General features: G+C 73.9%; 22 protein-coding genes. 8 read left to right on the plus strand and 14 right to left on the minus strand.

What is annotated here, in order from left to right; genetic code table 11:
* Window positions 1-479: 479 nt before the first annotated feature.
* A complete protein-coding gene (locus tag ACFU5G_RS11550) occupies window positions 480-833 on the plus strand; it encodes a hypothetical protein (RefSeq protein WP_377243987.1) in 354 nt (117 codons plus the stop codon).
* Window positions 834-858: 25 nt separating this feature from the next.
* Here the strand turns inward: ACFU5G_RS11550 and ACFU5G_RS11555 are convergent, their stop codons facing one another.
* A complete protein-coding gene (locus tag ACFU5G_RS11555) occupies window positions 859-1701 on the minus strand; it encodes an arylamine N-acetyltransferase (protein ID WP_377243990.1) in 843 nt (280 codons plus the stop codon).
* A 61-nt stretch (window positions 1702-1762) separates the two neighbouring features.
* Here ACFU5G_RS11555 and ACFU5G_RS11560 point away from each other — a divergent pair, with 61 nt between their 5' ends.
* On the plus strand, window positions 1763-2245 hold the full coding sequence (locus ACFU5G_RS11560) for a DUF456 domain-containing protein (RefSeq protein ID WP_377243993.1): 483 nt from the start codon (window positions 1763-1765) through the stop codon (window positions 2243-2245).
* A gap of 4 nt (window positions 2246-2249) precedes the next feature.
* Here ACFU5G_RS11560 and ACFU5G_RS11565 read toward each other — a convergent pair whose 3' ends face one another.
* A complete protein-coding gene (locus ACFU5G_RS11565) occupies window positions 2250-2798 on the minus strand; it encodes a PaaI family thioesterase (RefSeq protein ID WP_377243996.1) in 549 nt (182 codons plus the stop codon).
* A gap of 24 nt (window positions 2799-2822) precedes the next feature.
* On the opposite strand from ACFU5G_RS11565, the gene ACFU5G_RS11570 reads away from it, so the two are divergent.
* The 3 genes from ACFU5G_RS11570 (at window position 2823) to ACFU5G_RS11580 (ending at window position 6285) form a co-directional block, all read left to right on the plus strand.
* The gene (locus tag ACFU5G_RS11570) at window positions 2823-4856 is read left to right on the plus strand and encodes a prolyl oligopeptidase family serine peptidase (RefSeq protein WP_377243999.1); all 2034 of its coding nucleotides are present in this window, start codon (window positions 2823-2825) and stop codon (window positions 4854-4856) included.
* A 79-nt stretch (window positions 4857-4935) separates the two neighbouring features.
* Entirely contained in the window at window positions 4936-5418 is a 483-nt protein-coding gene (locus tag ACFU5G_RS11575; RefSeq protein ID WP_377244002.1) for a GNAT family N-acetyltransferase, read from the plus strand.
* 45 nt (window positions 5419-5463) lie between these two features.
* Entirely contained in the window at window positions 5464-6285 is an 822-nt protein-coding gene (locus ACFU5G_RS11580) for a methyltransferase domain-containing protein (RefSeq protein ID WP_377244005.1), read from the plus strand.
* Between the two features lie 38 nt (window positions 6286-6323).
* On the opposite strand, the gene ACFU5G_RS11585 is transcribed toward ACFU5G_RS11580, so the two are convergent.
* The 6 genes from ACFU5G_RS11585 to ACFU5G_RS11610 form a co-directional block, all read right to left on the minus strand.
* On the minus strand, window positions 6324-7778 hold the full coding sequence (locus ACFU5G_RS11585) for a sugar transferase (protein ID WP_377244008.1): 1455 nt from the start codon (window positions 7776-7778) through the stop codon (window positions 6324-6326).
* A 415-nt stretch (window positions 7779-8193) separates the two neighbouring features.
* Window positions 8194-8826, minus strand: coding sequence for an acyltransferase (locus ACFU5G_RS11590; protein ID WP_377244010.1), 633 nt, complete (start codon window positions 8824-8826; stop codon window positions 8194-8196).
* Window positions 8827-8842: 16 nt separating this feature from the next.
* Window positions 8843-9136, minus strand: coding sequence for an acyl carrier protein (locus ACFU5G_RS11595; protein WP_377244013.1), 294 nt, complete (start codon window positions 9134-9136; stop codon window positions 8843-8845).
* Between the two features lie 53 nt (window positions 9137-9189).
* Window positions 9190-10458 (minus strand): pyridoxal-dependent decarboxylase, exosortase A system-associated, encoded by a 1269-nt coding sequence (locus tag ACFU5G_RS11600; RefSeq protein ID WP_377244016.1) that lies wholly within the window; start codon window positions 10456-10458, stop codon window positions 9190-9192.
* Window positions 10455-12080 (minus strand): acyl-CoA ligase (AMP-forming), exosortase A system-associated, encoded by a 1626-nt coding sequence (locus ACFU5G_RS11605; protein ID WP_377244019.1) that lies wholly within the window; start codon window positions 12078-12080, stop codon window positions 10455-10457. Before ACFU5G_RS11605 ends, ACFU5G_RS11600 begins: the two co-directional genes overlap by 4 nt.
* Window positions 12081-12301: 221 nt before the next feature.
* A complete protein-coding gene (locus ACFU5G_RS11610) occupies window positions 12302-13099 on the minus strand; it encodes a hypothetical protein (protein ID WP_377244022.1) in 798 nt (265 codons plus the stop codon).
* A 245-nt stretch (window positions 13100-13344) separates the two neighbouring features.
* Here ACFU5G_RS11610 and ACFU5G_RS11615 point away from each other — a divergent pair, with 245 nt between their 5' ends.
* Window positions 13345-14607: a glycosyltransferase family 4 protein gene (locus tag ACFU5G_RS11615; RefSeq protein WP_377244025.1), complete on the plus strand. Its 1263-nt coding sequence runs from the start codon at window positions 13345-13347 to the stop codon at window positions 14605-14607.
* Window positions 14604-15617, plus strand: coding sequence for a hypothetical protein (locus tag ACFU5G_RS11620; RefSeq protein WP_377244028.1), 1014 nt, complete (start codon window positions 14604-14606; stop codon window positions 15615-15617). The genes ACFU5G_RS11615 and ACFU5G_RS11620 overlap by 4 nt, the downstream gene beginning before the upstream one ends.
* Window positions 15618-15632: 15 nt before the next feature.
* On the opposite strand, the gene ACFU5G_RS11625 is transcribed toward ACFU5G_RS11620, so the two are convergent.
* The 5 genes from ACFU5G_RS11625 to ACFU5G_RS11645 form a co-directional block, all read right to left on the minus strand.
* Window positions 15633-16469, minus strand: a complete 837-nt coding sequence (locus ACFU5G_RS11625) for a glycosyltransferase (RefSeq protein ID WP_377244031.1) — start codon at window positions 16467-16469, stop codon at window positions 15633-15635.
* Complete coding sequence (locus ACFU5G_RS11630; protein ID WP_377244034.1) at window positions 16466-17365, minus strand: glycosyltransferase; 900 nt, start codon at window positions 17363-17365, stop codon at window positions 16466-16468. Before ACFU5G_RS11630 ends, ACFU5G_RS11625 begins: the two co-directional genes overlap by 4 nt.
* A complete protein-coding gene (locus ACFU5G_RS11635; protein ID WP_377244037.1) occupies window positions 17365-18018 on the minus strand; it encodes a polysaccharide deacetylase family protein in 654 nt (217 codons plus the stop codon). Before ACFU5G_RS11635 ends, ACFU5G_RS11630 begins: the two co-directional genes overlap by 1 nt.
* 84 nt (window positions 18019-18102) lie before the next feature.
* Window positions 18103-19440, minus strand: a complete 1338-nt coding sequence (locus ACFU5G_RS11640) for an O-antigen ligase family protein (RefSeq protein WP_377244040.1) — start codon at window positions 19438-19440, stop codon at window positions 18103-18105.
* Window positions 19437-20324 carry a hypothetical protein gene (locus ACFU5G_RS11645; protein WP_377244043.1) on the minus strand — a complete coding sequence of 296 codons (888 nt, stop codon included), beginning with the start codon at window positions 20322-20324 and terminating at the stop codon, window positions 19437-19439. The genes ACFU5G_RS11640 and ACFU5G_RS11645 overlap by 4 nt, the downstream gene beginning before the upstream one ends.
* Before the next feature lie 125 nt (window positions 20325-20449).
* On the opposite strand from ACFU5G_RS11645, the gene ACFU5G_RS11650 reads away from it, so the two are divergent.
* Window positions 20450-21217, plus strand: a complete 768-nt coding sequence (locus tag ACFU5G_RS11650; protein WP_377244046.1) for a hypothetical protein — start codon at window positions 20450-20452, stop codon at window positions 21215-21217.
* Between the two features lie 28 nt (window positions 21218-21245).
* Here the strand turns inward: ACFU5G_RS11650 and ACFU5G_RS11655 are convergent, their stop codons facing one another.
* Window positions 21246-22463: a glycosyltransferase family 1 protein gene (locus tag ACFU5G_RS11655; protein WP_377244049.1), complete on the minus strand. Its 1218-nt coding sequence runs from the start codon at window positions 22461-22463 to the stop codon at window positions 21246-21248.
* Between the last annotated feature and the right edge of the window lie 13 nt (window positions 22464-22476).

Consider the following 22476-nt stretch of genomic DNA (forward strand, 5'->3'; position numbering starts at 1 on the left):
GGTCGGCACAGGCCTGTGCCGACCTCAATGCCAACTGCCGACTCCGCGAGGCAAACTGCCGCGCTCAAAGGAGGCTCTGGCGGGACGGTGGTGTCCGACGCCGTCCGACGCCGTCCGACGCCGTCCGACGCCGTCCGACGCCGTCCGACGCCGTCCGGCGCTGACTGGCGCTGATTGCCGCTGGACGACGCCGTCCGGCGGCGTCGAGAGGGGCCCTCTTTTGAGGCCTAAGTTTCTTCGCTTTGCGGTGTCACAAAGCGAAGAAACTTAGGCCTCAAAGGGGAGGGGCGTCAGGGGTGGGCGAGGGGATTCCTCAGGTGCGGACTCGGCGCAGACCCGGCGCGGTCTTGGGCGCGGCGTCGCCACAGACCCGGCGCGTCCCCGGCGCCGCGCCGGGGCGCTCGTGAAAATTGTCACTAATGGCTCGGACGCGCGGTTTGCAGGGGTTCTGCAGTCCCGCCGCGGATAGGCTGCCGACCATGGAATTCCTCTACAACGTCTTCGTGTTCCTGCACTTCGCGAGCTGGGCGCTCGTGTTCGGCGGCGCGATCGCGTCGCTGCGCACCAAGGCCCTCTACAAGGGTGTCTCGCACGGCGCCATGGGTGCCGTCGTCGCGGGCGTCATCATGGTCGGCGTCGCGGAGATGGGCGGCCTCTGGGACGACGGCGGCCCGTCGATGGCGAAGATCGGCGTCAAGCTGGTCATCGCGCTCGCCGTCGCCGTGCTCGCCGTGCTCGCGGTCCGCAAGGGCGAGAACGTGTCCCAGGGCCTGAAGGGCTCCGTGCTCGGGCTCACCCTGGTGAACATCGCGGTCGCGGTCTTCTGGAACTGACCCTCTCGGGTCCGAGAGCAAGGGGCTAGCGGGACGCCACCCACTCCCGGTGCTGGGCCAGGCTGCGGTCGAACAGGCCGCGCAGGGCGTCGTCGTCGACGCCCCGGAGCGAGATGCCCAGCGCCCGGAGCGCGTCCCGCCAGTCGTCGTACGCCGTCAGCCCGACCCGTTCGGCGCGCGCGCCCGTCCTGGTGAACTGGCACCCGCGCAGCGTCTCCGCGGCGTCGGGCAGTCGGCGCTGCACCACCAGCCTGCGCGCGTAGGCGCCGCCGTCCGGGGCGGTGAGCTTCCGGTGCGCGCCGCGCTCCTGCTCCGGCGTGAGCACCTCGTCGAAGAGGTCCACGGCGCCGAAGCTGCCCTGCGGGTCGTGGTGGAACGTCCAGCCGTCGTCGCGCACCTCCAGCCGGTAGGTGAACGGGCCCTGCCGGTAGGTGCCCGCGACCAGCGGCAGGGGTTCGTGCAGCCCGTCGCCGCAGCCGACGTCGGGCCACCACACGCCGCCCGGGTTGTCCGCGGTGGGCAGCCCCCGTACGGACAGCGCTAGGTGCCCGACGTACACGTCGGCGCGCTCGGCCGCGGAGTCCCAGTTGTGCCCCCACGCAGGGACGACGTCGTAGCCGAGCGCCCGTAGAGCAGCCGTCAGCACGCCGTTGTGGTGGAAGCAGTAGCCGGCGTTGCCGCCCGCCGCGACGCGCGCCAGGGTCGACGGCACGTCGACGGCGGGCGGGCTGCCGAGCATGGTGTGCAGGTTCTCGTACGGGATGCGCTCGGCGTGCCGCCGGTGGATCTCGAACAGGGTCGCCACGGTCGCCGGCGGCCGCTCGTCGAGGCCCAGCCGGGCGAGGTATCCGGCCGCCGCGTGCGTCATGGCGAGCAGGATATCCGCCGGGCTCGGTGTCCGATTTGCACCAGCAGGCTAGGGTGCGGCCGTGGACGTATGGGCAGAGGTACTCGTCGGTGTCGCAATCCTGGTCGGACTGATCGGCATCGTCGTTCAGGTGTTGCCGGGTGCCGTGCTCGTGCTGGGCGGCATCCTCGTCTGGGCGATCTTCACGGGCGGCGTCGAGGCGTGGGTCGTGTTCGGCATCGCCGCGGTCGCCATCGCGATCGCCGAGGTGTTCCAGTGGATCCTGGCCGGCAAGCACATGCGCAAGGCCGAGGTGCCCGTGCTGACGCTCGCCGTGGGCGGTATCGCGGGCATCGTCGGCTTCTTCGTGGTGCCGGTGATCGGCCTGTTCCTGTTCTTCGTCGCCGCGATCTTCCTGCTGGAGTGGGCGCGCCGCAAGGACGTGTCGTCCGCCTGGGGCGCCACCAAGGCCGCCGTCCAGGCCACGCTGATCACGATCGGCGTGCAGCTCGTGGGCTCGCTGGTCGCGACCGGCGCGTGGGTGGTCGGCCTCTTCATCACGTGACGCGTCAGGGCGTCGGCAGGTCGAAGATCAGCAGGGTGCTCGACGCCGTCGCGACCACCGCGCCCGTCGCGTCCCGCACCACGCCCTCGGTGAAGCCGACCCGGGAGCCCGCCTTGACCACGGTGCCCTCCGCGCTGAGCGGCCCGCCGCCGCCCCGCACGGCCTTGACGTAGCTCACCTTGATCTCGATCGACGTGTAGCCCTTGCCCTGCGGCAGCACCGACTGGATGGCGCAGCCGCACACCGTGTCGAGCAGGGTGCACAGCACGCCGCCGTGGATCGTGCCGATCGGGTTGTAGCCGGACTCGTCGGGCGTGCACCGGAAGGTCACGCGCCCCTCCTCGACCTCGTCGATGTCGAGGCCGAAGTGCGCGGCGATCGGCGGCGGCGGGATGGCGCCCTCGCGCATCCGGCGCAGGAACTCCAGCCCCGTCATCAGCGGCGCCTGTGCCGCCGTCTGGATGGGGTCGTACCAGGTCAGCTCGCGGGTCCGCGGCTCGCCCCAGGCCTCGTGAGCACTTGCGGGAGCGTCGGTCTGCTGTGTTTCGGACATGTTCGCAAGGGTAGTGTCCGGGCCATGCAGGCAGCCGACCTTCCCCTGATCCGCACCGTCTCCCGGCCCGCCGTCCACCCGGACGGTACGTGGGCCGTCGTGTCGGTGACCCGCCCCGACCTGGACGCCGACGCCGTCGTGGGTCAGCTCTGGCGGGTGCCCCTGGTCTCGACAGGCTCGACCAGCGGGGCGGGCTCGACCAGCGGGGCGGGCTCGACCGGCGAAACCCCCGGCCGCCTCACCCGCGGGTTCCGCGACACCGAGCCGCGCTTCTCGCCCGACGGCGCCCTGGTCGCCTTCCTGCGCGCCCAGCCGCAGGCCGCCCCGCAGCTCTGGGTGCTGCCGGTCGCCGGCGGCGAGGCCGTGCAGGTCACCGACCGCACGCTCGGCGTCAGCGGGTTCCGCTGGTCGCCCGACGGCAAGCGCCTCGCGTTCCTGAGCCGCGAGCCCGAGGCGGGCCGCTACGGCTCGGTCGAGGGCATCACGCCCGCCGCCGAGGGCCCGCGCCGCATCACCGAGTGGAGCTGGACGCGCAACGGCCTGGGCTACCACCGGGACCGCCCGCAGCACGTGTACCTGGTCGACGTGCCCGACGTCGCGGCCGAGCCCGTGGTGCAGCCCGCCCCGACGCCGCAGGGCCCGGCCGAGCCGCGGCCCACCGTGCCCGAGCCGCGCCGGGTGACCACGGACGACGTCGACCACAGCGGGATCGCGTTCACGCCCGACGGCGGCTCGATCGCGGTCCTGGCCGAGCGGGAGCAGGGCGCGGGCCAGGTGGGCCGCGCCGTCCTGCGGGTGCTGCCGCTGGGCGCCGGTGCGGCCGGCGGGGGCTCCGAGGTGGAGCTCGGCACGCTCGGCCCGCAGGCGATCGCGTTCGGCCCCGGCGGCGAGCTGTACGTGCTCGCCCAGGACCACGGCCCCGAGGGCAAGGACTTCGTGGCCCGCAACGCCGCCCTGTACGTGCTGTCCGCGTGGGCCGACCCGGAGCCGCGCCGGCTGACCGACCCCGAGACGCAGGAGCTCGGCCACGAGCCCGTGGCGCTGCCCGACGGCGGCGTGCTGCTCGTGCTCGCGAGCCGCGGCGCCCAGCACGTGGTCCGCGTCGACGACGACGGCACCACGACCCAGCTGACCGGCGGGGACGTCGTCGTCTCCGACATCGGGGTGGGCGGCGGCACGCTCGCCGTGGCCTACGGCGACCCGGGCACCTACGGCGAGGTGGGCGTCGTCGCGGACGGCGTGATCCAGCCCCGCACCGACTTCTCCGCACCGCTGCGGGCGGCCGGCGTCGTGACGCCCACGGAGCTGACGGTCACGGGCCGCGACGGCTACCCGGTGCACGGGTGGGTCGCGGTGCCGGAGGGCACGGGCACGCACCCGACCCTGCTGATGATCCACGGCGGGCCCTACTCGTCCTACGGCGTGGGGCTGTTCGACGAGACGCAGGTGCTGGTCGACGCCGGGTACGCCGTCGTCTACTGCAACCCGCGCGGCTCGGCGGGCTACGGGCAGGCGCACGGCCGCACGATCAAGCAGGCCATGGGCACCGTGGACCTGCACGACGTGCTCGACTTCCTGGACGGCGCGGTCGCCTCGGACGGGCGGCTGGACGGGTCGCGCGTGGGCGTGCTCGGCGGCTCGTACGGCGGGTACCTCACGGCCTGGACCGTCGCGCACGACCACCGGTTCGCGGGCGCGGTCGTGGAGCGCGGGTTCCTCGACCCGGAGGCGTTCTTCGGCACCAGCGACATCGGCTCGTTCTTCGGCCTGGAGTACGTGGGGGAGAAGCCGGAGCAGGTGGCCGCGCAGTCCCCGCAGGCCGTCGCCGGGCAGGTGACGACGCCCACGCTCGTGCTGCACTCCGAGCTGGACCTGCGCTGCCCGCTGTCCCAGGCCGAGCGGTACTACTCGACGCTCAAGGGCCAGGGCGTCGAGACCGAGCTGGTCGTCTTCCCCGGCGAGAACCACGAGCTGTCCCGGTCCGGCCGCCCGCGGCACCGGCAGCAGCGCTTCGAGGTGATCCTCGACTGGTGGAAGCGGTACCTCCCGGTCGCCTGACGACGTGTCAGACGTACAGGTCACCCCGGTGACCTGTACGTCTGACACGGCAGGGGTGGCGGCGTGCGAGGATCGACGGGTGCAGATCATCACCGCCCCGCTCGCCCAGCTCGACGTCGTCATCGCCTACGGCGTCTGGAAGCTGCGTCAGGACGTCTTCGTCGTCGAGCAGGACTGCCCGTACCACGACCTCGACGGCCGCGACGTCGAGCCGGGCGCCGTCCAGGTCGTGCTGCTGGCGGAGGCCGCGCCCGACTCCGTGTCCGACGGCGGTACGCGCGTGCTCGGCACGGCCCGCGTGCTCGACGACGGCGCCGTCTGGCGCATCGGCCGGGTCGCCCTGGCCAAGGAGGCCCGCGGCAAGGGCCTGTCGGACGACGTGATGCGCGCCGCCATCGAGTACATCGAGGCCGCCGGCGACGACCGCGACATCGTGCTCGACGCCCAGTCGCCGCTCACGCGCTGGTACGGCAAGCACGGCTTCGTGGCGGACGGCGACGAGTTCCTCGACGACGGGATCCCGCACACGCCGATGCGCCGCACGGTGCACGCTTCCGCCTGAAAAAGGACGTGAGCCGACCCCGCCGTCGGGCGTAGCGTCGGCGCCGTGACCGACGACGCACACACCACGGACCTGCGCGCCCACCGCCCCGGCGACGATTCCGCCGACGGCCAGTTCCCCGAGAGCGTGGCCGCCGACTACGACGAGCCAGGCGGGGCGAACGACCCGGCGGTCGTGACGCCCGCCGTGGACCTCCTGGAGGAGCTCGCGGACGGCGGGCCGGTGCTGGAGCTGGCCGTCGGCACCGGGCGGATCGCGGCGCCGCTGGCCGCCCGCGGCGTCCAGGTGGGCGGCATCGAGCTGAGCCGGGCCATGGCCGAGCGGATCGCCGGCAAGCCCGGCGGGGCCGACGTCGGCGTCACGGTCGGCGACATGACGTCCACCCGGTTCGACGGGTTCGGCGGAGCCGTCGGGCCGGGCGACTTCGCCCTGGCCTACCTGGTGTTCAACACGATCAGCAACGTCACGACGCAGGACGGGCAGGTCGACGTCTTCGTCAACGCGGCGGCGCACCTGCGGCCCGGCGGGCTGTTCCTGGTCGAGGTCGGCGTGCCCGGCCTGCGCCGCCTCCCGCCCGGGCAGGACACCGTGCCGTTCACCGTCGCGCCCGAGGCGGGGGACAGCGGCTACGTGGGCTTCGACCGGTACGACGTCGCCACCCAGCTCTTCACGTCCAACCACGTGACCGTGCGGCCCGACGGCACCGGCCAGTTCCGGGCGGTCCCGTTCCGGTACGCCTGGCCCGCCGAGATGGACCTCATGGCGCGGATCGCCGGACTCCGCCTGCGGGACCGCTGGGCGGACTGGGACCGGTCGCCGTTCACCGCCGACTCGGAGAAGCACGTGTCGGTGTGGGAGAAGGTCTGACCGGCAGGGACCCCGACCGGCAGGGACCCTGACCGGCCTCAGTAGGCCCCGCGGCCCGACACGACGGCGCGGGCGGTCTGCCCGAGGATGGCCAGGTCCTGCATCGGCGTCCAGTTCTCGGCGTAGTAGACGTCGAGCCGGACCGCCTCCTCCCACGGCAGGTCGGAGCGGCCGGATACCTGCCACATGCCCGTCATCCCGGGCTTGACCAGCAGCCGGCGCCGCATGCGCTCCTCGTATGCCGCGACCTCGTGCGGCAGCGCCGGGCGGGGTCCGACGAGGCTCATGTGGCCGCCGAGCACGTTGAAGAGCTGGGGCAGCTCGTCGAGCGAGTACCGGCGCAGCACGCGGCCCACCCGGGTGATGCGCGGGTCGGTGCGCATCTTGAACAGCGGGCCGGCGCCGTCGTTCCCCGCCGTCAGGGCCTTGACCTCGCGGTCGGCGCCGACGCGCATGGTCCGGAACTTGAACATCCGGAAGATCTTGCCGTCACGGCCCACGCGCTCGGACAGGTAGAACAACCCGCCCTTGCTGGTGAACGCGACGGCCAGCCCCACACCGAGCAGGATCGGCGACACGAGCACCGTGATCACGGCGGCGAGCACCCAGTCGATGCCCTGTTTCACGCGGAACTTGTGCCCCCGGAACCGCGGCGCGGCCACGTGCAGCAGCGAGAGGCCCGACGTCGGGGACACGCTCATCCGGGCGGCGGCGACGTCGGCCAGCTCGGTGGTGAGCATGAGGTCCACGCCCACGCGCTCGAGCTGCCAGCCGAGCCGGCGGACGACGTCGGTGGTGATGCTCCCCGAGGCGCTCACCGCGACGGCGCTCGCGCGGACCAGCGCGGCCGCCTCGCCGACCCGGGACAGGTCGCCCAGCACGGGCACCCCGCCCACCTCGTCGCCGGGCAGCCCGTCGCGCGGCGGGGTCTCGCCGGGCGCGGTCTCGCCGGCGGGCGTCTCGTCGGACGGCAGGCAGGCGCCCACCACCACGAACCCGCGGTGCGGCGCGTCGTTGAGCCGGCGGATCACGCGCTCGGCCTGCTCGCGGTGCCCAACGACCAGGACGGGCGTCATGCAGCCCGTGCCGCGGCTCCGCGTGCGGGCCACCCACTGCCGCCAGCCGTAGCGCGAGCCGATCAGCCCCGCGAGCCCGAGCGGCAGCACGATCGCCTGCGCGAGCACGTCCCGGGGCTCGACGGTCCCGGTGAGCCAGGCCAGGAGCACGAGCACGGTCACCGCGGTGCACGTGGCGGCGAAGATGCGCCGGTACTCCGTGTGGTCGCGGCCCACGACCCGCAGGTCGTACGAGCTGCGCGCGGCCACCGCCCCGATCCAGACCACCGCCACCAGGGCCGACACGGCGAGGGAGCCGAGGAGCCCCGGGTGCCCGGGGGTGCCGGCCAGGAGGGTCGCGTCGAGCACGGACGCGAGGATCACCGAGGCGAGGACGACGGCCGTGTCGGTGTAGCGCAGCCGTGCGCGATAACGCACCTGCCACTGCGGGTGAGCGCGCCGCGCGCGGACGTCGTGAAAACCACGCGACGTCGCATTCTTCACCCTTTTCTCGGTGGTCTGCGGGCGAATTTCGAAACCGCCACCTATCGTCTGGCTCGCCACGTCGATTCCTTCTTTCCCTCTGGCCAGGAATGAGTTTTTGGGCGCACTGGATCGCGACGCGTCTACGCGCCCTGGTGGAGCCGGGGGGTGGTGGTCCGGGCCTTGCAACAGCAGCCTCGGGGCGTTGTGTGTGCCCGGTTCTCGTTGCTATTTCTTGGTCACGATAATATGAGGGTCACCGTATTCTGTCGTGCGCCGGGTGCCCTTTTCCGGGGCGTTCACCCGCCACTTCACCCGTTTGGATGAATAGGGTGAGAGAGCGGTGGGTAAAGAAATAACTGAGCATCGTTCAGTGCCGAAAAGACGCGTTCGACGGCGCCTCTTGCAGCACCCCGTCGGACTCCGTGAACTCGTCCCCGGTGACCGGGCAGCGCCAGCCGTCACCGGTGGTGCGCTCCAGCGGCACGCCGGCGCGGCCGACCCAGCGGATGCGCCGGGCGGGCACCCCCGCCACGAGCGCGAAGTCCGGCACGTCGGCCGTCACGACGGCGCCCGCCGCAACGGTCGCCCACCGGCCGATCGTCACCGGGGCCACGCACACCGCCCGGGCGCCGATCGCGGCGCCGGTGCGGATCGTGACGCCGACGGCCTGCCAGTCGTCGCCGGTCTTGACCGTCCCGTCCGGGGTCACGGCCCGCGGGTACAGGTCGTTGGTCAGCACGGCGGCCGGGCCGACGAACACGCCGTCCTCCAGCACCGCCGGCTCGTACACGAGCGCGTAGTTCTGCAGCTTGCAGCCGTCGCCCAGGCGTACGCCGGGCCCGACGTAGGCGCCCCGCCCCACGATGCACCCGGACCCCACGACGGCGTCCTCGCGCACCTGGGCCAGGTGCCAGATGGTGGTGCCCGCGCCGATCGTGGCCCGGTCGTCGACGTCGGCCGAGTCCTGGACCCGGGCCGCCCCCTGCTCGTCGATGGTCATGGCGTGCCCCGTCCCGTCACCGTGCCCGCGCGCTGACGAACGCGTGCAGGCTGCCCGCGGTCTCCAGCAGGCCGCCGGCCAGCTCGTCGTCCTCGACGGTGATCGCGAACCGGTCCTCCAGCGCGGTCACCAGCTCCAGCACCGCCAGCGAGTCGAGCTCGGGCACGTCGCCGAACAGCGGGGTGGCGGCGTCGAACGAGCGCACGCGGTCCTCGATGCCGAGCACTTTGCCGAGCACCTCGAGCACGTCGGCGAGCGTCACGTCGCCCGTCGTGCTGCCCGCGGGGCTGTCTGTCACGTCGCTGCTCATCAGATCTCCTGTCGAAATACTCATGCTGTGTCGTTGTGGTGCGAGGTCGCGCCTCACACGAGGACCTCGGCGGGCGCCGGGTGGCCGAGGAACGCGGTGGGGCTGGCGGTCAGGCCGTAGGCCCCCGCCTGGAGCACCACCACGAGGTCGTCGAGGTCGGCCCGCGGCAGCGGGACGTCGTCGGCCAGCAGGTCGAGGGGCGTGCACAGGCAGCCCACGACGGTGGCCTGCTCCGTGTCGGCCGCCGCCATCCGGTTGCCCACGAGCACCGGGTAGTTGCGCCGGATCACCTGCCCGAGGTTTCCCGACGCGGCGAGCTGGTGGTGCATGCCGCCGTCGACCACGAGGTAGGTGCGGCCGCGCGAGACCTTGCGGTCGACCACGCGGGTCACGTAGGTGCCGGCCTCGCCGACGAGGTACCGGCCGAGCTCGATGTGCACGTCGGCCTCGGGCAGCGCCGGGGCGATCTGCTCCGCGACCACGGCCGCGAGGCTCTCGCCCACGCGGGCCAGGTCGACCGGCCGGTCCTTGGGGAAGTAGGGGATGCCCAGGCCGCCGCCGAGGTTCACGTACCGCACCGGGCCGGGCGCGTGCTCGGCGAGCGCGACGACGAGGTCGGCCGTCGCGCGCTGCGCGCCCGCGATCAGCTCCGCGTCGAGGTTCTGCGAGCCGGCGAACACGTGGAACCCGGTCACGTCCGCGCCCGTGGTGCCGAGGTAGGCCAGCAGGTCGGGCACCTGCTCGGCGTCGACGCCGAACTGCTGCGGGCCGCCGGACATGCGCATCCCGGAGCCGCGCACGGCGAAGTCGGGGTTCACGCGGATGGCGACGCGTGGCACGATGCCGAGCTCCTCGCCGGCCGCGACCACGCGGCGCGCCTCCGTGGCGGACTCCAGCTCGACCAGCACGCCCGCGGCGACCGCCGAGCGGATCTCCTGCGGCGTCTTGCCCGGTCCCGCGAAGCTGATCCGCTCCGGGTCCGTGCCGGTGTCGAGCGCGGTGTGCATCTCGTGGGCCGAGGCGACGTCGAGCGCGTCGACCAGCCCCGCCAGGTGCTGCACGACGGCGGGCATCGGGTTGGCCTTGACGGCGTACCCGAGGCGCACCGCGTCGCCGAGCGCGGCCCTGACCTCCGCGACCCGGTCGGTGATGCGCTGCCGGTCGTAGGCGAAGAACGGCGTGGACCCCACCCGGGCGGCCAGGCGCGTCAGGGGCACCCCGCCCACGAGCACCTCGTCGCCGGACACGGGCAGCGCCGCCACGGCCGGGTGCGGGGCGGGCGCGGTCGGGGCCGACGTCGCCTCGGTCACCTGCGCGGTCACTCGGCCACCTCCGCGACGAGGCCGGCGCGGATGGCCGGGCGGTCGAGCTTGCCGTTGGGGTTGCGGGGGAACGAGTCGGCCACGTGGACCTCCGCCGGGAGCATGAACGTGGGCAGCGACTGGCGCATCTCCTTGAGCAGCCGGTCGGTGTCGACGGGGTCGGGGGCCAGCACGGCGAGCGCGATGCGCTGCCCGAGCCGGTCGTCCGGGACGCCGATCGCGACGGCCTCGCGCACCAGGCCGGTGCTCAGCGCCGCCTCCTCCACCTCGGTGGGGCTCACGCGGTACCCGGAGGTCTTGATCATCTCGTCCTCGCGGCCGACGAAGTAGAGGTAGCCCTCGGCGTCGCGCACCACGGTGTCGCCCGACCACACGGCGGGCTCCGGGACGGCGCGCCACGGCTCGTCGTAGCCGGGCACGGGGCGGAACCGGGCCGCCGTCCGCTCCGGGTCGTTCCAGTAGCCGAGCGCGACCAGGCTGCCGCGGTGCACCAGCTCGCCGGGCTCGTCGGGCCCGCACGGCGTGCCGTCCGGGCGCAGCACCAGCACCTCCGCGTTCGGGATCGCGCGCCCGATCGAGTCGGGGCGCGCGTCGACCTGGGCGGGGTCGAGGTAAGTGGAGCGGAACGCCTCGGTGAGGCCGTACATCAGGTACGGGGCGGCCGCGGGGAACAGCTCGCGCAGCTCGCCCAGGAGCGCGGCGGGCATGCGCCCGCCCGTGTTGGCGAAGTAGCGCAGGGCGAACCGCGCGCCCGACGGCCACTCGACGCCGGCGAGCTGCGTCCACAGGGGCGGCACGCCCGTGATGCCGGTGACGCCGTACTGCTCGCACGCGGCGGTGACGCCCCGCGGCAGCAGGTAGTCGTGCAGCACCACGTGGGCGCCGACGGCGAACGCGGTGGTGAGCTGGGACAGGCCGGCGTCGAAGCTCAGCGGCAGCACCGCGAGCAGCACGTCCTCGGCGGTGTTGTGCAGGTAGCCGGACACGCTCGTGGCGCCCACGACCAGGTTGCGGTGCGACAGGACGACGCCCTTGGGGGCACCGGTGCTGCCGGACGTGTACAGGATCGCGGCGATGTCGGTGTCGGGGCCGGACGGCGAGAGCGGCGCCTCGGTGGGGTCCCCGGCCTCGGCGGGCTCCGCGTCGCCGTCGGACGCCGGGGCCCAGCGGAGCACGGTCAGCCCCGGCAGCTCGGGCAGGTGGGGCAGGTCGTGCGGCAGGCCGCCGTCGGCCGGGTCCACGAGCAGCACGGTGGTCAGGCCGGTGTCGCCGAGGTGGTCGCGGACGGCGTTCAGCCGGCCGGGCGAGGTGACGAGCACGCGGGCGCCGGAGTCGCGCAGCACGTGCGCGACCTGCTTGCCCTTCAGGAGCGGGTTGACGGGGACGAAGACGCCGCCGGCCACGGAGGTGCCCCACAGGGCCGCGACCGTCTCGAACCGCTTCTCCAGGAAGACCGCCACCCGGTCGTGCCGGGCCACGCCGAGCCCGGCCAGCCGGGCCCCGGCCAGACGCACGGCGTGCCAGAGCTCCGCGTAGGTCAGGGTCGCGTCCCGGGCCGAGAGCGCGGGGGCGTGCGGCCGGTGGCGCGCCTGTAGCTCCAGGTGCTGATGGATGGTGGTCACGAAGATCACGGTAGAGCGCGCTGCATCAATTTAGGCAGGCCGGTGACGGGTGAATAGGGCCAAAAAGCGGGTGAACCGAGAATTGGGTGAAAATGAACCCGAGAGGTGAATGTTCGCGCCGGAGATAGATATCGTCCGCGAGGGGCTGAAAAATGCATAGTGAATTGTGCCCCGGTGAGCTTGTTTCACCTCTGCGCACGCTTTTCACCTCGGTGCGGGGTTCACCACGGCACCTGCGTCAGCTCGCTGTAGAGGTAGGAGACCGACTCCGGCGGGCGGCCCGTGCGGCTCAGGTACATCGTCGGGCGCTGCGCGGGCAGCCGGACGGAGTGCCACGGCCGGGGCCCGCTCACGCGGTCCTGCAGCAGGGTGAACGGCAGCCCGTGCGTGAGCAGGACGTGCCGGTACACCGCGGGCGCCGCGACGCGGAACAGGTCGCGGTCGCTCACGTGGAGCACCGAGGCGAACAGCCGCAGGCGCTTGCGCCGCACGGCGCGGAAGACCACCCAGCACGGCTCGCCGCGGACGACGGCCACGACGTGCCGCGCGGCGGGGGACTCCGCGTGGTCGCGGTATGCGACCAGGTCAGCGCCGCGCAGCACGGACTCGATGTCGGGCCGCCCGGTCAGCAGCCGCACCCCGGGCGAGGGTAGCGGGAGGTTGGCCACCAGCGCTCCGGCCGTGTCCAGGTGCTGGAAACCGAGCCGCTCGTTCAGCGGGATCACGGTGCCGCTCGGGGAGAGGTCGGTGAGCTCGCGGTCGCGCTGGGCGAGCATCGCGCGCAGCAGCCGCAGCGAGTGGTGGCGGAACTCGTCCAGCACGCACCACGCCGCGACGTTGCACACGGCGCTCGGTCCGCCGGGGCCGTCCGCCTCCGAGTAGAGCGCCGCGTACACGCCCACGACCCGGCCCTCGGACTCGAGCAGGAACCCGTGGTCGGGGTGGCTGGTGGTCCAGGTGGGCCGCAGCGAACGCGCCCATACCGCAGGACTCAGCCGGCCGTCCAGATGCGCGTTCAAGAATTCGCCCACGCGCGGCAGATCGGCTGTCGTGACGGGAGCGAGCCCGACCTCTTTCGAATGTGCCACGTCGGTGAGTATGGCCCCGGGAAAAGGCGTCGGGCGGAGGTGCTCGGGGTGAAAGGGGCTCGCGGCGATGATTTCATCCGGTGATTCCCGAACAGTTGCCGCGGGCGCATTTCTCACCCCTGTGTTCACCCGGCCCGGGGATGCTTCCGGCGCGACCCAGACGTCACTATCGGGGAGTGGCTGTCAACGAACCGATCGGGTCCTCCCGCGTGGACCACGTGCTGCTGATCGCACCCGCGTGCGACGGCAACGACGTGGGCGAGTCCTGGGTCGCCCACCAGTGGGCGCAGCTGCTGTCGGAGCGGTTCCGGGTGACGCTCCTGTCCACGTACAAGAAGGACCACGTGCCGCCGTCGCGGCAGCTCCCGGGCGTGCACGTCGTCGAGTGGCCGGAGCCGCCGTTCGTGCACCGGGCCGAGCGGCTGAACAGCCTGCTCCAGCCGGCCTACGTGCCGTTCTACCGGCGGGCGCGACGCTACGTGCGCGACCGCCTCGCGGCGGGCGAGCGGTTCGACGTGGCGCACCAGGCGACGCCCGTGGCGATGCGCTACCCGTCACCGGTCGTCGGCCTCGGCGTCCCCCTGGTGGTCGGTCCGGTCGGCGGCAGCCTGGAGTCCCCGCCCGCGTTCGCCCAGGAGGAGATCGTGCCGTGGTACCAGCGGCTCCGCGGGCTGGACCGGCTGCGGCTGCGGTACGACCCGCTCCTGCGCTCCACCTACGAGTCCGCCGACTGCGTGGTGGGCATCGCCCCCTACGTACGCGAGGTCCTCGGTGACCTGCGGCTGCGCCGGTTCGAGACCCTGCGCGAGGTGGCCCTGCACCAGGTGCGGCCCGTGATCGACCGCAGGGGCCGCACCGGCCCCGTGCGGCTGCTGCACGTCGGGCGGCTGGTGCGGACCAAGGGCGCCCGCGACGTGATCCGCGCGATGGCCGCGCTGCGCGACCTGCCGGTGGTGCTCGACGTCGTCGGGGACGGCAACGACCGGCAGGCGTGCGCCGACCTGGTGCGTGAGCTGGGGCTGGCGGACCGCGTGACGCTGCACGGGGCGGTGCCGCGCGCCGATGTCGACCGTTTCTACGAGGAGGCCGACGTCTTCGTCTTCCCGAGCTACCGGGAGCCGGGCGGCGCCGTCGCGCTGGAGGCCATGTCGCACGGGCTGCCGCTCGTCGTGTGCGACCGCGGCGGCCCCGGCGCCAACGTGACCGACGCCTGTGCGTTCGTGCTGCCCGCCGAGTCGCCCGACCAGCTCGCCCGCGACGTGGCCGGCGCGGTGCGCCGCCTCGTCACCGAGCCGGACCTGCGGCTGCGCATGGGCGAGGCGGCCCGCGAGCACGCGGTCGCCGAGCACCTGTGGGACAGGCGGGTCGACCAGATGGTCGAGCTCTACGAGCAGGTCGCCACGGCGCGGCCGGCAGCCGGGGCCCAGGCGACCGGATGAGCGAGGACGACCGGCGTGCCAGGATGACCCGCATGGGCACCTCGTCGTGGCGGGTCCCGCTCCGCTGGGCAACCGGAGCGCTGGTCGCCGCCGTCCTGACCACCATTGCCACCGCGCCGCGGGACGAGCCCGCCACGCCCGGGCCGGCCGCCGAGCAGAGCACGGCGTCCGCCACCGACGGCCCCGTGAGCGACGGCAGCGCCCCGACCGGCAAGGCCGCGCCGCTCACGTTCCCGACGTCCGGCACCGCGGGCCTGCCCGAGGGGTGGACGCCGAAGCGCACCCACACCGGTGACCTGCACCTGACCGAGCCGGGCGAGGTCGTCAGCGACCTGCGGATCACGGACGGCATCATCTCCGTCGAGGCGGAGGACGTGACCCTGCGGCGGGTGCAGGCCGTCGGGAGCCGGGTGGTGAACGACAACGGGCCGGTGTGCGGGTCCGGCCTGGTGGTCGAGCAGTCCGAGTTCGTCCGGAGCTCCAGGCGGACGACGGACGGCGACCTGCAGGTCATCGGCAACGGCGGGTTCACCGTGCGCGACGTGGTGATCGACGGCGTGCCCGAGGGCATCCGGGTGGGCGCCGCGCAGTGCGGCGACGTCGTCGTGGAGGACACCTTCATCCGGGTGGTCCCGCCCGACGACTGCGGCGACTGGCACGGCGACGGCATCCAGGGCTACGGCGGCGGCGCGCTGACCGTGAAGAACACCCGGATCATCATGCGCGAGACCGCCGACTGCTACGGGACCGCCCCGTTCTTCTACCCGAGCGGCCAGGGCAACACGTCGCTGACCGTCGACGGCCTGCTGGTCGAGGGCGGCGGCTACGCGTTCCGCGCCGGCACCCCGGGCAGCGTGCGCAACCTGCAGGTGGTGGGCGACACCTGGGGCTACGGGCCGGTCGACGTGCTCTGCTCCGCCCTGAGCGACTGGCAGGCGCACACCGTGACGGTCGGCGACGGCGGCACCCGCCCGGTCGACCCGATCGCGTGCGCGGGCAGCGGCAACTGAAGCGGCGGCCGCCCCTCAGGCGCGCGAGCTCGCGTCCCGCTCCCAGGTCGTGAAGTCGCCCGCCCGGACGGCGGAGCGGGCGCGCAGCTGCCCGGCCAGCACCACCCCGACGAACACGGGGACCTTGGGCGCCAGCGCCGGCCGCTCCCGGACCACCCGCCACAGGTCGCCCATGGACGTGCGGGCGCCGTCCCCGCGCAGCCCGGCCCGGTCCGCCTGGACGTTGCCCGTGGTCACCCGCGCCCGACGGCGGACGAGGTCGCGAGTCGTGCGCGCCGGGTGCACCACGACGGTGACGTCCGGGACCACGACGCGCTCGTCCGGGGCGAACGCCTCGGAGAGCGCCAGGTCGTCGGCCATCACCTCGGGCAGCGCGGCGACCCGGCGGGCGCCCTCCCGGGACACCGCCAGCACCCCGCGCCCGAACAGGCCCGAGCGCACCGTGGGCAGCGCCTCCCACACGTCGAGGTACCAGCGGGCGAGCGGCGCGACCCCGGTGCGGGGCACGGTGCGCGACGGCGCCGCGACGGCCGCGCGCCCGGGGCCGACGGCGGCGGCGAGCCGGACGACGCCGTCGGCGGTGATCTCGACGTCGGCGTCCAGGTACATGCGCGGGAACGTCGTGGCGACCTGGTCGGCGGCGCGCAGCGCGCGGGACTTGGACGGTTCCGGCAGGTCGAGGACGGTCACCGGGTACCCCGCGGCCACCCGCGCGGTGCCGTCGGTGCAGCCGTTGCACGCGACCACCACCTCCAGCAGCCCGGGGGTGGCGCACAGGGCGGCCAGCAGCCGTCCGATCGTGCGCTCCTCGTCGTGCGCCGGCACGACGACGGAGGCCACTGGCCCGGTCATCGGGGCAGCACCGCGTCGCTCGCGCCCAGCGCCACCGGGCGCCGGGCCGGCCGCACCAGCGCCCGCAGCGTGGGCCACGATGCCCGGTGCCCGAGCAGGCCCCGCCGCAGCTCCACGAGCAGGGTCACCCCGTAGTACATCCAGGCCGCGCGGACCCCGCGCCGACGCCGGATGAGGCGCACCCGGTTGACCATCAGCATGGTGTGCGTCTCGTGGCTGGTGCCCGAGCCGCCGCCGACGTGCATGCCGCCGGCCGCCGGCGCGTACACCGAGAGCCAGCCGCGGTCGCGGGCGCGCAGCGCGAAGTCGGTCTCCTCGGAGTAGAGGAAGTACGACTGGTCGAACCCGCCCAGGGCGTCGAAGCACTCCCGGTCCACGAGCCAGATCGCGCCCACGGCCCAGTCCACGGGGTGCTCGGTGGCGTAGGCCCGCGGGTCCTCGATCCGCTCGGCGAAGGCCGGCAGGCGGGTGAAGCTCAGCCCGCCGGCGCGCGCGACGGTCGGCGTGCGGCGCAGCGTCGGGGACAGGCTGCCGTCCACCTCCCGCGTGCGCGGCACCACGATGCCGACGTCGGGCCGGCGCAGCACGCGCAGCATGCGCGGCACAGCCTCGGCGTCGAGCTCCACGTCCGGGTTGAGCACCAGGATCTCCGCCGCCTCCGGTGCGTACCGCACCGCCTTGTTCATCCCCGCCCCGTAGCCGTCGTTGACGCTCTCGACGACGCTGCAGTCGCCCCGGCGGCGAAGCAGCGTGAGCGTCTCGTCCGTGGACCCGTTGTCGACCACCACCGTGGTGTACGGGACGTCGCCGAAGGCGGCGGGCAGGCTGTCCAGCAGGGCGTCGATGTGCCTGGCGCTGTTGTACGTGACGACGACGGCGGCGACCTCGGCCCCCATCAGCGCAGGCCCTTGACGAAGGCGCGGGCCCGGTCGGCCGCGCGGACCGGGTAGCGCTCGCCGTGCCGGAGCCAGCCGGCGACGTCGTCGGCCGTGTCCTGCGCGCGGAGGCTGAACCGGGCCTGCCGCCAGGCGCCGGGCCGGGCCAGCGCCCGGTCGCTCGTGTAGACCCGCGTGTAGCCCAGCCGGCGCAGGGCGCCCAGGGTGGCCCTGTCGTACCGGCCCAGCGGGCAGGCGGCGGTGACCACGGGCTCGTCCAGCACCTCCTGGAGCCGGTCCCGGGCCTCGACGAGCTCGGTGTGCACCTCCGGCGGCGTCAGCCGGCGCCAGACCCGGTGGTGCATGCCGTGCGACCCGACGCCCATGCCCGACCGGCGCAGCGTCCGGACGTCGTCGGCCGACAGCGACCCGGGCTGCCCGAGGCGGCCCGCGATGACGAAGAACTCGGCCACGCGCCCGCGGTCGGCCAGCTCCGGGAGCGCGACCGTCAGGTCGGAGGTGTTGCCGTCGTCGAAGCTGAGCCGCACGTCCGGCCGGACGGCGACCAGGTCGAGGACCCGGCGGAACGTGTCGGCGCCGATCCAGTAGGCGGCCTCCTCGGCCGGGACGTCGTCCGGCGGCGTCCCGATGCCGTGAAAGCAGAGATTGATCATTTGTTTATCGTGAACGACCGGCCCCGGCCGCGGAATGCATTCCCGGGTGATTGTCCGGGTGATTCTTGCGGCCTGCCGGACGCCCTATGCCTTGGCCCGCAGAGAGCCCGCGACACCGATCAGGAGAAAGAGCGCGCCCATGGTCATCGGGAACGCGAAGGCGTCGAAGAAGAACAGGCTGACGAACCCGACGACGATCGCCGCGATCAGCGACAGCGCCAGGTCGTGGGCCCGGGGGTCCACCCCCGCGCTGTGCGCCCGGACCCGCAGGAGCACGCGGACAGTCGCGACGCAGAGCCAGCAGAACAGGGCGGTGCCCACCAGGCCGATCGTCACCAGGAGCAGCAGGTACTGGTTGTCGAAGATCCGGTAGGTGGGCAGGAACGTGCCCAGCCCGCGCCCGAACAGCGGGTCGCGCGCGATGAACTCGCCCGCCAGGTCGAACGAGCCGGTGCGCGAGGTGACGCTCGGGTCCTCCGCGGCGCCGGTGAACAGGCCGAGGATGGAGGCCAGCATCCCGGGTGCGACCACCATGCCCGCCAGGGCGCCGACGGCGGTGACGCCGAGCATGACGCGGCGGCGCGCGCCCTTCCAGCCCAGCAGCAGGATCACCAGGCCGACGCCGGCGCCCACGTAGGCGGACCGGGACCCGCTCGCGGGCACCAGGGCCAGCGCCGCCGCCGCGGGCGCCCACCGCAGCAGGGGCCGGCGCTCGGTGTGCTCGAACCCGACGTGCAGCGCGAGCGGCAGCAGCATGGTGATCAGCACCCCGTACTCGATGGGGTGGGTGGCGGTGCCCTGCGGGCGGATCAGGCCGTTGCGCTCGCCGAGCTCGTACGGCGAGGTGAGGGTCAGGCCGGGCAGGGCGAGCCGGTCCACGAACAGCTCGCCGAGCGCGAACTGCGCCAGCCCGAGCACCGCCAGCGCGCCGCCCGCGAGGGCCAGCCGCCACACGAGCACGTCGCGCCGCCCGGCCGAGACGATGCCGTCGTGCGCCAGCAGGAGCGTGCCCGACCAGGCGAGCAGCGCCAGGATCGCGACGTCCGCGGGGCTCATCTCGTTCGACACGACGGGCCGCGACATCGCGAGCACGTACGTGACCCCGACGCTGAACAGGAACAGGGCGAGCGCGACCCGGATCAGCCGGGGGCCGCTCAGCGCCGGCCGGGCCGCCCCGACGCCGATGAGCACCCACAGCAGCAGGCTCGCCAGGCCGAGCACCATCGACGGCGCCCCGGCGCTGCCGAGCGGGCCGATCACCAGCTTGGAGGGCACCGCGAACAGCAGGAGCAGGTAGAGCGACAGCCAGGTGACGACGTCGAACCGCAGCACGCGCCGGAACGCCGGCAGCGGCCGGAACGTCGGCAGCGGCCGGGGCGGCGAGGCGTGCCGCCGTTCGGCGGCAGGCCGGGGCTGGGTCACCGGCTCTCCGCGGCCGCCCGCGCGGCCGCGTCGTCCCGGCGCTTGTCCCGCGACTCGCGCGGGGGGTTGTGCCAGGACGGGAGCGCCCGCTCGTCCGCGGGCCGGCCGACCCCCGGCTGCACCGACGGCGGCCGCACGGCGGGCAGCCGCACCGTCGGCGGCTTGTCCCCGGCCGCGGGCGCGCTCTGCTGCGCGGGCTTCGCGGCCCCCGGGCCGGCGGCGTCCGGCTCCGCCGACGGCGGGTCGGCCGGCGCCACGTCCGGCGTGCCGCCCTGCTTGCGGCCGCGCGCCCGGCTGCGGAACAGCCCGTCGGTCGCCACGGCGCCGACCACGGTGGCCACCAGCCCGAGGCCGGCGGCGGCGATGATCATCCGCACGGTGCCGCTGTTGTCGGCCTCGGCCTGCTCGTCCTTGGTCAGGTCCAGCGTCGAGACGATGGCGTTCTTGGGCGCGTCGACCTCCTCCTGGAGGCGGCGCAGCTCCACGGGGATCGAAGCGGTGATCTCCTCGAGCGTCGCGAGCGTCGCCTCCGGCGTCGAGTCCGTGACGTCGACGGAGATGACCGGGCCGCGGGTGGCCTCCTCGATGGCCACCACGTACTCGGCGTCGTCCGAGCCGGAGCTGAACTTCGCCTTGGCGGCGTCGCTCTCGTAGTAGGCGACCACCACGCGCGCGGGCAGGTCGAGGCCGCCGAGCGCCAGGAACGGGTTGCCGCCCTGGCCCACCACCTGCTCGGACGGGACCAGCAGGACCAGCGCCCGGGCGGTGTAGACCGGCGGCTCGATGGTGCTCGCGCCGTAGACCAGCCCGGCGGTGGCCAGCAGGCCGATCACCGTGACGATCCACCGGCGGCCCAAGGCCGCTATCACGTCGAGGAATGACATTTGTTCACCCTTTCCGGGCGTATCACGCCGCGCTCAGCAAAGGTATCGTGCCGAGGGCGGGCAAAGGAACGGGTCGTGGAACTCCGGCGCGAATTTCGCCCGCTCCGAGAAATTGCGGAGAATCCATGACCTTGTGGGACCTGATACGTGCGGCGGTGCGGCGCTGGCCCGTCCTGCTGGCGGGTGCCGCCGTCAGCCTCGGGCTCGTGTACACCACCACGCTGGACGACGGCGTGTACTGGAGCCGGACGCAGGTCGTCTTCCTCGCCCCCACCAGCAAGGCCTACCCGAACGCGCTGCGCACGACCTCGGAGGACCTGATCATCACGGCGGGCGTGGTGGCCAAGGCCGTGTCCGGCCCGGCCGCGGTGACCAAGTACGCCTCCCCGGACGCGACCCTGATCGGCGAGGGCACACGGGACGGCTGGTCGGTCCGCCTGCCGGACACCGGCGGCCAGTGGGCCCCCAACTTCGCCCAGCAGGTGCTGTACGTCGAGGTCGTGTCGGCCACCGCCGAGGAGACCACCGCGCGGCAGGACGAGATCATCCGGCAGATCGAGCACGAGCTGGCGCGGCTGCAGAGCGACGCCGGGGTGGCGCCCGTCAACACCATCACGGTGACCACCGCCCCGGAGTCCACGGTCGTGCACCACGTGCAGGGCTCGCGCATCCGGGCGGCCGGCATGACGGCGGTGCTCGGCGCGTCGGCCACGTTCGCCCTCATCGCGGTGCTCGAGACGCGGGCCCGCCGGCGCGCCAGGGAGGCGGCCGCCGAGGTCGCCTCCGAAGGTGAGGCCGTCCCCGAGGGCGAGGCCGTCCCCGAGGACGGGGCCGCGCCCGAGGACGACGTCGCGCCCGCCGAGGCGCGCCCCCCGCAGCCCGTCGCGCACTGAGGCGGGCCGTGCGCCGTGCACGCCCGGCTCAGCCGTGCGCCGCGCCACGGACCTCGGCCTCCACGATGCGGGCCACCGCGTCCTGCGCCGGCGCCCAGGACCGGCCGAGGACGCTGGCCGCGGCCTTGGCGGCGTACGCGCCGGCGTCCGGCCGCTCGACGGCGGCGGTGAGCTGTGCCGCGATGCCGGCCGCTGTCGGCTCGGCCCAGCCCACGTAGGGGTTGGGCAGGTCGGCCCGCGCCAGCGGCGAGTCGTTGACGACGGGCACGACGCCGGCGGCCAGCATCTCCTCGGCGACCAGCGAGATGTTGGTGAACGACATCGCCAGGCCCGCCACCACGCGCCCGTACAGGTCGTTCAGCTCCGCGGGCGTGAGGCGGCCGTGGAACGTGACGGGGAACGTCAGGTCCGCGGGGCGCGAGCCGTACACGTGGATCTCCTGCTCCGGGTGCGCGCGGTGGAACCGCTCCAGGGCGAGCCGGGCCAGCAGGTAGCCGCGGCGGCCGACGTCCGGCTTGGCGTACAGCACCACGCCGGACCGCGGCCGCTCGACGTCGGGCAGGTGGTAGGTGTCGGTGTCGCAGCCGAACGGCACCACGTCGCTGTCCTGGCCCAGCTCGGACGTGAGGCAGCCGCCCACCATGTCGCCCAGCGCGATGCGCCGGAACGGGAACCGGTAGGTCATGGCCGCCAGCTCGTACTCCGACCCGCGCGGGTAGAAGTAGGGCTCGTAGTCCTGGATGAAGTACAGGCGGTGGACGGGGCGCAGGCCCCGGGACACGATCACGTGCGCGGACTCCCAGGACGACGCCACGACCGCGTCCATGCCGCTGATGCCCGCGCGGGCGTCGCGCACCTCGGCGCGCACCCCGGGCCAGCCCTGCCGCAGCTCGGCGGTGCGCTGGACGATGTCCAGGCCGTGCCGGTCGTAGAGGAACACGACGCACTTGTGACCCCGCGCCTCCAGGCCCTCCACCATGCGGAACAGCGTGGTGTGGCCGCCGGAGCCCGCGGCGGGCGGCGACGTCACCCAGCCCACGGTCAGGGGCCGGCTGCCGAGCACCGGGTCGGGGGTCGGCAGCACGTGCGGCACGTCGCCGACGATGTCCGCCGGGTCGAGCTGGAAGCCGAGCGAGGCCGCGTCGGTGCTCCGGTAGGCGCGGGCGGCGGCGCGCTGGGCCAGCCCGCGGGCGCCCACGCGGCGCAGGCGGCGGAGCTTCGCGGTGGCCTTGGTCAGCCGGTTCATCGGCAGTTCTCCC

The sequence above is a fragment of the Promicromonospora sp. NPDC057488 genome, assembly GCF_042802395.1.
Lineage (GTDB): Bacteria > Actinomycetota > Actinomycetes > Actinomycetales > Cellulomonadaceae > Promicromonospora.

What these genes read in the sequence shown, in the direction of transcription:
- ACFU5G_RS11645 (WP_377244043.1), bottom strand. Translation starts at nt 20,324, where the DNA reads ATGTCATTCCTCGACGTGATAGCGGCCTTGGGCCGCCGGTGGATCGTC.
- ACFU5G_RS11570 (WP_377243999.1), top strand. Translation starts at nt 2,823, where the DNA reads ATGCAGGCAGCCGACCTTCCCCTGATCCGCACCGTCTCCCGGCCCGCC.
- ACFU5G_RS11590 (WP_377244010.1), bottom strand. Translation starts at nt 8,826, where the DNA reads ATGACCATCGACGAGCAGGGGGCGGCCCGGGTCCAGGACTCGGCCGAC.
- ACFU5G_RS11620 (WP_377244028.1), top strand. Translation starts at nt 14,604, where the DNA reads ATGAGCGAGGACGACCGGCGTGCCAGGATGACCCGCATGGGCACCTCG.
- ACFU5G_RS11555 (WP_377243990.1), bottom strand. Translation starts at nt 1,701, where the DNA reads ATGACGCACGCGGCGGCCGGATACCTCGCCCGGCTGGGCCTCGACGAG.
- ACFU5G_RS11635 (WP_377244037.1), bottom strand. Translation starts at nt 18,018, where the DNA reads ATGATCAATCTCTGCTTTCACGGCATCGGGACGCCGCCGGACGACGTC.
- ACFU5G_RS11630 (WP_377244034.1), bottom strand. Translation starts at nt 17,365, where the DNA reads ATGGGGGCCGAGGTCGCCGCCGTCGTCGTCACGTACAACAGCGCCAGG.
- ACFU5G_RS11565 (WP_377243996.1), bottom strand. Translation starts at nt 2,798, where the DNA reads ATGTCCGAAACACAGCAGACCGACGCTCCCGCAAGTGCTCACGAGGCC.
- ACFU5G_RS11650 (WP_377244046.1), top strand. Translation starts at nt 20,450, where the DNA reads ATGACCTTGTGGGACCTGATACGTGCGGCGGTGCGGCGCTGGCCCGTC.
- ACFU5G_RS11655 (WP_377244049.1), bottom strand. Translation starts at nt 22,463, where the DNA reads ATGAACCGGCTGACCAAGGCCACCGCGAAGCTCCGCCGCCTGCGCCGC.
- ACFU5G_RS11625 (WP_377244031.1), bottom strand. Translation starts at nt 16,469, where the DNA reads ATGACCGGGCCAGTGGCCTCCGTCGTCGTGCCGGCGCACGACGAGGAG.
- ACFU5G_RS11550 (WP_377243987.1), top strand. Translation starts at nt 480, where the DNA reads ATGGAATTCCTCTACAACGTCTTCGTGTTCCTGCACTTCGCGAGCTGG.
- ACFU5G_RS11595 (WP_377244013.1), bottom strand. Translation starts at nt 9,136, where the DNA reads ATGAGCAGCGACGTGACAGACAGCCCCGCGGGCAGCACGACGGGCGAC.